Raw genomic sequence first — 9,744 nt, forward strand, 5'->3', positions numbered from 1 at the left:
TCAGTCATCCTTGAGGGGTTTCAGCGTCAGGCGGTTATGGCTGGCTTCAATAATGCGCGGTTTGTCGGGATCGAGATCGTCGCGCCTCAGCACCAGCTTCCAGTCATTCTTCACCATATCCGGCGCCCGGAATAACCCCACCACCGCGATAAACTGCGCCTTCTCGTCCATCGGCATATCCAGGCTGACGTCAGCGCCGGGTTTTACCACCAGGCTACGGCTGGCAAGCCGTTCGTCTCCGGCGGCCTCCTCGCTTTCCGTGACCAACTGCTGATAGACCCGTTTATCGAACGCCTTGCGGTCACTGAGCTGGTAGACCCACACCATCACCGGCTGGGAGAGCGAGGTGTTCTCCCGCTCATCGGTGTTCAGTTCCGCCCGGGCGGTAACGTCCAGATGCAGGACGTTTACCTGCTTATAAAATACCGATTTCACCGCCGATGAGGTGCTGTCGCTAATTTTCTGCGTCAGGCCACAGCCTGTCAGCAGTAAAGGCATAAGAAGTAAACTCCATCGTTTAATCAAAGTGGTATGCAACACGCTGGTTTCCTTGTTGTAAAGTTGCAGACGGCATTCCGCAATAGCCGCCAGGCTCAATAGTAAAGGTGGCGGGGATATCGGGCGGGCTCTCCTCTCCCTCCACGCCCAGTATCCCGGTCATGCCGAGCATAAAGGGGGTTTCGCCCAGCACCGGCGCAGGCAGTAACCGGGCAGGAACGGTCAGCTGTATACGCGCTTTATAGCGCCAGCCGAGATAGACCCGCAGCAGGACCAGAAAGTCCTGATATATCTGCCCTTCCGGTAACCACCCCTGCGCCTCGGCGATATCGTCCGTGTACAGCGCAATCAATAGCTGGCTGCTGACCTCTGTCGTTTCGTCGCCCAGCACGTTATAGCCATCGAGCAGAAAATCGTCATTGCCGTAAAAACCCAGTGGATTGTTGATGAAAAACGTGCGCGGGCAGTGCGGCGTGACGGTGGTCCGCGTGCGGGGAGCCAGCAGACGTACCAGCGCCTGAATCCCCTCTTCGGTACGCGCAGGCAGGCGCATGATGCCGAGCAGCGCCAGAAAACGCGATATCGGGGTGGCGATATGCTTATCGGTACCCGGCATTCCCAGACCGATAAGGCCCAGCAGGCTCTGCGAGGTGCTGTCCCTGCCCCCCGCTTCAAACGTCGCCGGGTAGGAATATTTTCGCCAGATGCGGTAAAACTGCGTCAGAATGCGGTGGTTAAAGATATCGAGAAACGCCTCCTGCGCTTCGTGCCCTTCCCGCTGCTGGGCGATCTCGTCGAGCCACGCGGTGGGCAGCGGCGAGTCGACGCCGTAGAGCCCCATAAACGTCGTGCGCACCGTCGGCGGCGCATCCGGATGGTCTTCATCATATTCCACCGCTTTCAGCTCGCTGACCGGGAAGCCCATTCCCGGATGCGGGCGAAACCGTACCGGATCGTCCGCCGGATTCAGGGTGCTGCCCAACGGCGATGCGCCCGGACGACGCTTTTCCAGTAACTGGCAGAAGCGGTAGAAGTTGATGCGATAGATTTCCCGCTCAAGCCGGGGGCTTAGCCGGGAATGCGGCGGTTGTGGTTCTCCTGCCATTCGAGGCGCTCTCCCCCAGGTTGTAGTATCAGAATCAGATGGTTGAACAGGTGAATATCGGTATACAGCGCGAAGAAGCGGTTCAGCATCTCGCCGAACAGGCAGATATCGCCGTGCCCGGCGAAGCCGCTGCTGTCGAGGGTCACCTCAATCTGCACGCCGCGCAGAAAATGGCCCTGCGCAAAACGTTCCACCTCGCTATGCCTGACATCGACAATCGCTTCCAGGCGGCGGCGGTTCATCTCGTTATCGGTCCAGTCATAGAGGGCCAGCGCGCCGCGCAGCACGTCGGCGTTATCCATCATCCACAGGAAACTGCTGCCGAGATGGCTCAGCACCCGCCAGTGAAAACGATCGCGGTCCGGCGGGTAGCACGGCAGCGTCGGGGCGCAGAGGTTACGCACCTGAATGCGCGCGGTGGTGGATTTCACCACCGTGTCCAGCAGCGTACTCTGCAGCGCCCGGCGCGGCAGCTGGCCGTTGGTGCCGGTCAGGCTGAGCGACAGTTTTTCATTCTCCGGTACGGTGTGGTTATCAAACGCCTCGCCGCCGAGCGTCAGCCAGGTGTCGTGCAGCCCTGAAGGACCGGACTTTACCCGCGTATGGTAATAATATTCCGGCGCATCATGGCGCAGCATTCCTCCCTTGTGACGGAAGCTGGTGAACGGCACATACGTCTGGTGACCGGAGTGGCGCGAGGAGGTGACCGAATCCACGGAATAAATCTCGGTATGACCGTCCTGGACACGCATCGGGCGCAGCAGGTATTCGGTCTGTAACGAGTCCAGATGCAGCGGATCGGACTCCAGCGGAAACAGATTAATCACCGGCGTGCAGTGCAGGCGCAGATGTTTCTCCGACAGCGCATATTCATGCGGCCACTGTCTCTCCAGCACGATATCGATTTCAAACCACGCCAGTTCTTCCGGGAAATCCACATTTTCCAGGCCGCGCAGCGTCACCGACATAAACTTTTCACGGAAGGTAAAATACTCCAGCAGCAGCTGATAACCGCTGAAACTGCCGCACTCCGGCAGCAGCGCCTCCTCCTTACTGAAACCGCAGACGGCAAAACGGGCGTCCAGCGGTCTGCGGTCAGCATCGCCGGGAAAGCGGATACCCGTTTTCGCCACCCGGAGCGTCAGCGCCTCATGCAAGGCGCAGGCCAGCGGCGCATCGCCATTCAGGTACAGCGGGATGCGGCTTAAATCGATGCGGCTCCAGTCTGCCAGCGGGCTGCACTCAAAGCGCAGGCGGAGAAGCGAGCGCCCATCCGGTTCCGTCGAGATCCCCGCCCGGGCGAGGGACAGGGGCTGCAGGGTCAGCGGCTGCGTCGTGGTGTAATGGCAGCGGGTGCGCTTTTCCCCAATGGGCTGAGAAAGAATTCCAAAGCCTTTTTCAACGCGGACAGGTTCTTTCAGTTCACGCCAGTCCGCGGTGAACTCAACAATGGAGAGCGACGGAATGGTACGCAGGTAGTGTGGCCAGATCATGCTCACCAGTCCGCCGGTCAGCTCCGGCAGATCGTCGTCGAGCTTTTCGCGCAGGCGGCCCATCAGAAAGGCGAAGCCTTCAAACAGGCGCTCGACATAGGGGTCGCGCGCGCCCGCTTTGTCGAGATTTAAGGCCGCCGCCCGGTCAGGATGGGCGCGGGCGAATTCTTCGCCCGCTTCACGCAGGTAACGCATTTCGGCGTCAAAATAACGCAGGGTTAAGTCGTCCATAGAAATATGCTTTTAGCCTTAGAGCTACAGGAGGTGCGTTTAAAAAATGGGGAGAAGATCGCGATAGGTGTTTTCTGCAGCCTCAGATCGCATCAGTGTCATTGAACATTGAACATTGAACATTGAAGCAATAAGTTGCGCGCCCTTACCTCATCACGCATCTTCTTGAAATCATCGTTGCCGGGGGGATCTCCGGCGGTTGGCGAGCAGAATATCAACAGAGGCCATTATTCACTCCCTTCCGCAACGTCAGATTCATATTCATCCGTGCGGCCTGGCGCCGGGACACCGACGCTGAATATCTGCGACGGCAGACTGAAGTTTCGCAGCTTCAGCAGCGCCAGCGGTCCGTCGCCCAGTTCCGTACGCAGCAGCCACTGAAGCTGTCGCCTGTCCGGCGCGGTGACGCTCAGCCGGTACAGTCCGTCCCCCGCTTTCTGCCGCTGCATCTGCTCCAGCATCCGGATAACGCCCCACGGGCCACTGTGGTTTGTATACAGACGGGTTCCCGCCGCCGTCGACGTCCAGGTCAGCATCGCCCCCGGTTTATTGATTACCCCCGGCCAGCGGAAGCTCTGCCAGTCGGCAACCTGGTTAAAATAGTGGAGTTTCTGCCCGTCAAGCGTCAGCTGTGTTTCCACCACTTCCGGCATTGCCACCCCCTGCAGTTCAAAGCTGATACCCTGGCTGCCGTCGGTAAACAGGATGTCGGACAGCTGGCTGAGCTGGTTCACCGCGTTCAGGAAGGCCGGGCTGAACGTCAGCCCCTGACTGCGGGTTCTGTCCGCCACCCAGGTGCTGCCCTCCCGGTGCAGAACGCCGCCCAGCTGCGTGCTGAGGAAACGGTCAATACGTCCGGTATCGCGGCGAATGAACGCCGCCAGCATCGGCAGCGAGGCGTCGCTCTTCGCGGCAGCAAAGGGATAACGCCCTTTAAACGCTGAATTCCAGTTCGCGACAACTGAGCGCTGCCACGCTTCGTTCAGGCTGGCCGCCGACGGCTGAAGCACCGTCTCCCAGGCCTGGGTCAGCGGCTGAACAAACATCGTCTGCCCGAAACCGCTCCACTCTTCACCGAGGCTTGCCGCCACCAGGCTGCCGTACTCCTGCGTGTCGGTCAGGTCAACGCTCTTGCCCTGGAAGACCGTCTGCGCCAGCAGCTGCATCATCGCCTGCGGGTCGGCGGCGTTTGCCACCTGCTGGAGCCTGAGGCGCACGCGGGTCAGACGCGTCAGGTAAGTCTGTAAACTGAGCGAACTGTCCGCCGCCATCACGCTCTGCGCGCTGTTTTTACCCATAAGCTGCAGCAGCGGCCCGAAGGTGCTGTCCAGCGGCCCCGCCGGTCCGGCGGCCTGCTGGTCAATCACCGGCCGGTCATCACCGCCCAGCAGGTTTTTCGCCGATTTCACCAGCGATGCGGAAATGGCCTCTTTCTGCTGCCCGGTCTGCCCCTGGTAAGCCAGGGTGTTCATCAGGGCAATCAGCGGCGACTGGCGCACGTCCCCGGCCAGCGTTAACTGGTCGGTGACGTCGGCAATATTGTGCGCCGGGTTCAGCCGGATACTGTTGAGGAAGTTCAGCCAGGCACCGGCAAAATCGGTGAAGTAGCGCGCCGTCAGGCGCTGCTTCAGCGCCTCCGGGGAGACGTCGCCGGACAGCGTTTTACGGCTATCGCTCAGCACCCAGTCGATTTCATCGCGCCGGGACGCCACGGCGTTATCAATGGCTTCCTGAACCCCGCCCTCCCACGCCTGGCGGGTGAACATCCCCGGCACCGATTCCGGCGTGCTGAACAGGCGACCGGCGTCGGTCTGCGGCGTCATGTCCTCCAGCGTCATGTCCGCGTAGCTGCGGCGCACCCGGGTGAGCATGTTCTCATACAGCGTACTTTCCGCGTTGCGCCGGCCAATCTGCTCCAGCAGCACCTGACGTACCCGGGTGACCAGCTGCCTGTCCGGCGTGATTTTCCAGGCTGGCTGCGACGGCAGGCTCTGCATGTAAAAGGCGTGAAGGTCCGGGGCGATACTCTGCCACAGCGCCGGGGAGAGTCCCGGCCGGGATGGCGCGGTGGTTGTCATCACCTGCGCGTACAGGGCAGCGTCGGCTTTGTCCGGGCGCGCCATCATCAGGTATGCTTTCAGCTGGTCGTAGCCCGCTTTAGCTGACGTGGCGCGCTGCGGGCTGCGCGGCGGCAGGTTCGCCAGGACGGTCAGTTTCTGCGTCAGCGCCTGCATGGCCGCATCGCGTATCAGACGGTTACTGGCCTGGCCGTACCAGGGCATCAGGGCGGCGGAGAGCGGCGCATTGTGGTCCAGCCCGAAGCGCTGGTACCAGGGAGCGCCATTCGCCTGTTGCGTCTGCAGGCGCCCGATATCGTTACGCAGGGCCTGCAGCGCCATCAGCTGCGGGTCGTTAACCGCGGGATGATTCACCAGCTGCTGCGCCCGCGCCGCCGCGCTGACGATATGGTGGCGGTTAACGGCAAAGGAGAGCACGCTGCCCGCCCCCCACAGGGCAATCAGCGCCAGCAGGGTGACGCCCGGCGTTCGCTGCCACGGCATCCCTGCCCGCACGCCCCGCGCCTGAGCGCAGTCCGCCGTCACGCCCTGCCAGACCGCCGGAGCGGACCAGCGGTGTTCATGGCCCGCGGCATTATCCTCAGGGGCCAGCGACGGGCTGAACATCAGGCCGCGCAGCGGAACACGCTTCAGGTGCTCCGTCAGCCACGGCGTCAGCAGCGTTTTCCAGTGGGCAATCCCTTCCTGCTCAAGCGACCGGGCAAGGCGCAGCAGCCAGTCGTGCGCCGGACTGACGTTCATCTGCTGCATCCCCTGCGCATACAGCGACGGCAGAATCGCGCTCATCTGGCGCGCCACAACATCCGGCGTGGCGCGGGCCGGGAAAAGCGCCCCTACCGTCCGGGTGACGCGCGCATCCTGCGACCAGTCGCTGTCAGTCACCTGCCACAGGTACACCGGCGGCTGCCAGCGCAGCGCCTCCCCGACCTGCTCCAGGGTGCGAAGATGGTTATCCAGCGTACCGGCGGTGGTCTGTCTCTCATCCAGCGCCAGCACGATGCCGTCCAGCGGACGGCTGCGGCGCAGCTTACGCAGGGCGGTCAGGCGCCCGGTGTCCGGCGCCGATGACAGGCTGCCGCCGTAAATCAGCACCGTGCGGAGGCCTTCAAGCCACTGTTTTTCGGCAAGGCCGGGGGCGATGGCGGCGATGTGCGCGGGTTCGCCACAGACCAGCAGCAGGCGGACTTTACTGCGCCAGAAAAGGTTGTAGCGACGGCGGAGGTGGGCTTTCAAATGCCGAATGCTGGCAACGGTCGAGGATTCTGCCTCACTTCGATGCTGTATAAAATCGGTTTTATTTCCAGATGAGAGGAATTTAGCCTGGCGGTAAGTGTTTTTACCAAACAAATATGTCGTAATAAAAAAAATGATAATAAAGAGCAGTAATCCACCCGTTAGTACCAGAGCTAATATAAATAGCCGCTCAAACCAGATAGAGTCTGGAGAAATCCCCAGTATAGTCGGTTCACTCCTGAGGATAAGGCATGCTGCAACTCCCAAGCATAAAAGAACAAACAAGATAAACCACAACTGAAATGTTGTGTTTTTTATTCCCTGTAAAATACGTTTCACCTTTTCTCCCGACATAAAATAACTGGATAGAGAAACATCAGCAATGACTTACAACTTAAATAACACGAGGATAATAAATTCGAAGCTACAACTGTGCTTGAGGCCTGACGACCAACGACCACAAGAAATCATCATGTTCAGACATACTGACAATCAGCTGCGGTGAGGAATATCTGTGATTACCAGAAGCCAAAGCAATAGCAAGCCACGGCGATACACTCCCCGTAAAACCACTCTTCATGTCAATATCGATCAACTTCGCCTTTGTATCATTCAATGGCAAACCGAGATTATTAGCAACCTGTGTTTTCTCTTTATTTTTCGCCCCCATTCCTGCTAACCAGAGATATTCGATATTTTCGAGATTGCTCTTCCCCCATAACAATGACTGCATCACTGATGCATTTAGTCCTGCATGAGTTGTTTTTTCCGGCCTGTGAATATGAGCTATATAATTTTTCAGTTGTGAATCGGCTTGTGTGGCGTTTAAAAGCAATGCCACTGCAGCTTCCCCTTCTCCATTACGTAATTTTGTTTTTAATTTGATTGACAAAATCAATAGAGTTTCTATAGTTCGAGGTTTATCCAGCCAATTATCAATATCGGTCAATCCAAATTGGGAGGAAAACAAAACTTGCGCATACTCAGGCACAAGTAATTTAATTTCCTCCTGAATATCTGAAATAGTATCTGACGCCAATGCAATATCACTATCGAGCTGTAAAACCACAGTCAACCGCTTTGAAGCCTTACATTTCATTAACGCTGTCTGTAATGTTACGTCCTCAAGAAGTAAGGTTAGCTCCCTGACTATTCTGATTGATAGAGGCAACCTGGCATCGCCAAAACGGGTTTGATAGCTCACTATTTGCGTGACTTCATCCACCACTGTGGGTAACTCAACTCCCCCGGGTATTATAAATTGGTCCGTCATGACACCAGACGTTACAACGTGTGGTAAATGCGTACATACAGCTTCCAGCGTCAGATAACGCTGCCCACGCTGAATTTCATTCTCAATATCTTTTTCCCGTTCATGATTCCAGCCATCAGAGAACCATACGGATGTCAAATAACATAGCCAGCGAACACCAAATATAAACAACCATATTATAAATGGTAAGCTGATAAAACAGTTCCAGAATAATCCCCCTCGTACTATGCTATGTGAGGGCCACAACAATGAGGTAAAAAGCCCACCACAAACAATGAAGACAAGCAGAACAACCGACCATCGTTTTACGGACGGAGGTAATTTCCGCTTAGTTGCGGGAGGAATCACAGAGAGATCAACAGGCATTATTTACTCGTTGTAGCGCAGCTTAGTGAGGTAATTAATGTGCAACCGCAAGTACATTTATAATTATGAAATGCAACGGGTACGCCATTATCTTTCATAGTAGGGTGGCCTTCCGCTATATATGATGGACTATGCCCTTCTATGGGACAACTTACCGCATCGCCTAAACGCGCCACACCCACCCCCTGAAATTTCATGGTCCCGGAACCGGACAGCACCTGACCACCATGCGTTGTTTTATCGCCAATACGAACGATGCCTTTCATTTCTTCACCTCCATCATGGCGCGTTTTTTATCCACCATGCTGTGCGCCTTGTCCATTCCCAGCATCCAGCGCCAGAGCGAACGGGGATTCTGCGCGGCACTGATATCCCAGGGATCGTCCGGCGCAATCACACAGCTGGCCTCGACTTCCTCACTCCAGCGCGGGATCCGGCAGGTGTACATCGCAAAGACCCGGAACGGCCAGGCCGTCAGATACAGCGCCATCAGAAAGGGCACCACAAAAAACGGCGCCCCGTAGGTGGCGCTGAACATCAGATACCAGTAGCCAAAAAATATCCCTTCCCGGCGTCCCTCCACCGGCGGCATCAGTTTCAGCACGCCGGCAACCGCTTCCGGCCCTTCCTCCATATAGCGGCGCACAAATTCCCAGTTGCGGTACAGGTCTTCACGCCGCGGGGCAGAAACCGACAGCGTGAACGTTTTCAGCACCGTTTTGCGATCTTCCGCCAGCACATGTCCGCGAATATCGTAATTCTTCCGCTTCGTTAATTTATAAGTCACGCAATCGCCGGTGGTGAAAAAGATGTCGTCCCAGGGGGCGCTGTAAACCTCCCCGTCCACGCTGAATACATGCACCAGTCTGTTTTTCCTGTCAAATCTGACGGGATAATGCGTCCAGCGGAAACATTCAACTCTTAGCATTAAATAACAGAATAAAGAGACCAGAATTGACACAAAAAGAGCAATAAAACCGATGACATAAAACCATCCGTCATAATCCTGCTGCAAAAAAAAATGAACAAACATATTACAGGGTATATAAATTACACCTGAGGCAAAAAGCACAAGTAATGCCAGTGACGGTACGGTTAAAAATCCTTTTACCGCATACCACTTATCCACCACCTCCATATAACCCGAGCTGAGATGAATCACCGCCGCATCATCCATGACTTTATTGTCACCCAGGTCTACTTTTTCATTCTGATGTAATTGATTATTTATTTCATCATCTGTTAACTCTACATCAGGGAATCTGTTTTTGTCATATTTGAACATCAAACCATCATAATCCATGTATTATCCCACCTGCATAATGTCTTTCAGATTCTGCATTTCACTCTGAAGCGTCTGAGACTTTTATCACAGCCATCATGGCGCGTTTTTTATCCACCATGCTATGTGACTTGTCCATTCCCAGCATCCAGCGCCAGAGCGAACGGGGATTCTGCGCGGCACTG

At 56.5% G+C, this 9,744-nt stretch carries 7 protein-coding genes; all 7 read right to left on the minus strand.

Annotation, left to right across the window (positions count from 1 at the left end):
- Positions 1–540 (minus strand): type VI secretion system lipoprotein TssJ, encoded by a 540-nt coding sequence (tssJ, locus tag ABLU87_RS10395; RefSeq protein WP_032749377.1) that lies wholly within the window; start codon positions 538–540, stop codon positions 1–3.
- Complete coding sequence (gene tssG / locus ABLU87_RS10400) at positions 518–1,603, minus strand: type VI secretion system baseplate subunit TssG (protein WP_032749379.1); 1,086 nt, start codon at positions 1,601–1,603, stop codon at positions 518–520. Before tssG ends, tssJ begins: the two co-directional genes overlap by 23 nt.
- Positions 1,567–3,327, minus strand: a complete 1,761-nt coding sequence (gene tssF / locus ABLU87_RS10405; protein WP_049080650.1) for a type VI secretion system baseplate subunit TssF — start codon at positions 3,325–3,327, stop codon at positions 1,567–1,569. Before tssF ends, tssG begins: the two co-directional genes overlap by 37 nt.
- A 227-nt stretch (positions 3,328–3,554) precedes the next feature.
- On the minus strand, positions 3,555–6,854 hold the full coding sequence (locus tag ABLU87_RS10410; RefSeq protein ID WP_241181222.1) for an ImcF-related family protein: 3,300 nt from the start codon (positions 6,852–6,854) through the stop codon (positions 3,555–3,557).
- 208 nt (positions 6,855–7,062) lie between these two features.
- Complete coding sequence (locus ABLU87_RS10415) at positions 7,063–8,277, minus strand: hypothetical protein (protein WP_142927847.1); 1,215 nt, start codon at positions 8,275–8,277, stop codon at positions 7,063–7,065.
- The gene (locus tag ABLU87_RS10420; RefSeq protein ID WP_071957396.1) at positions 8,277–8,543 is read right to left on the minus strand and encodes a PAAR domain-containing protein; all 267 of its coding nucleotides are present in this window, start codon (positions 8,541–8,543) and stop codon (positions 8,277–8,279) included. The genes ABLU87_RS10415 and ABLU87_RS10420 overlap by 1 nt, the downstream gene beginning before the upstream one ends.
- Positions 8,540–9,580 (minus strand): DUF6708 domain-containing protein, encoded by a 1,041-nt coding sequence (locus ABLU87_RS10425; protein ID WP_213811251.1) that lies wholly within the window; start codon positions 9,578–9,580, stop codon positions 8,540–8,542. Before ABLU87_RS10425 ends, ABLU87_RS10420 begins: the two co-directional genes overlap by 4 nt.
- Between the last annotated feature and the right edge of the window lie 164 nt (positions 9,581–9,744).

Origin of the sequence: Klebsiella sp. CB_Kp196 (genome assembly GCF_040061575.1) — a bacterium.
GTDB lineage: Bacteria > Pseudomonadota > Gammaproteobacteria > Enterobacterales > Enterobacteriaceae > Klebsiella > Klebsiella michiganensis.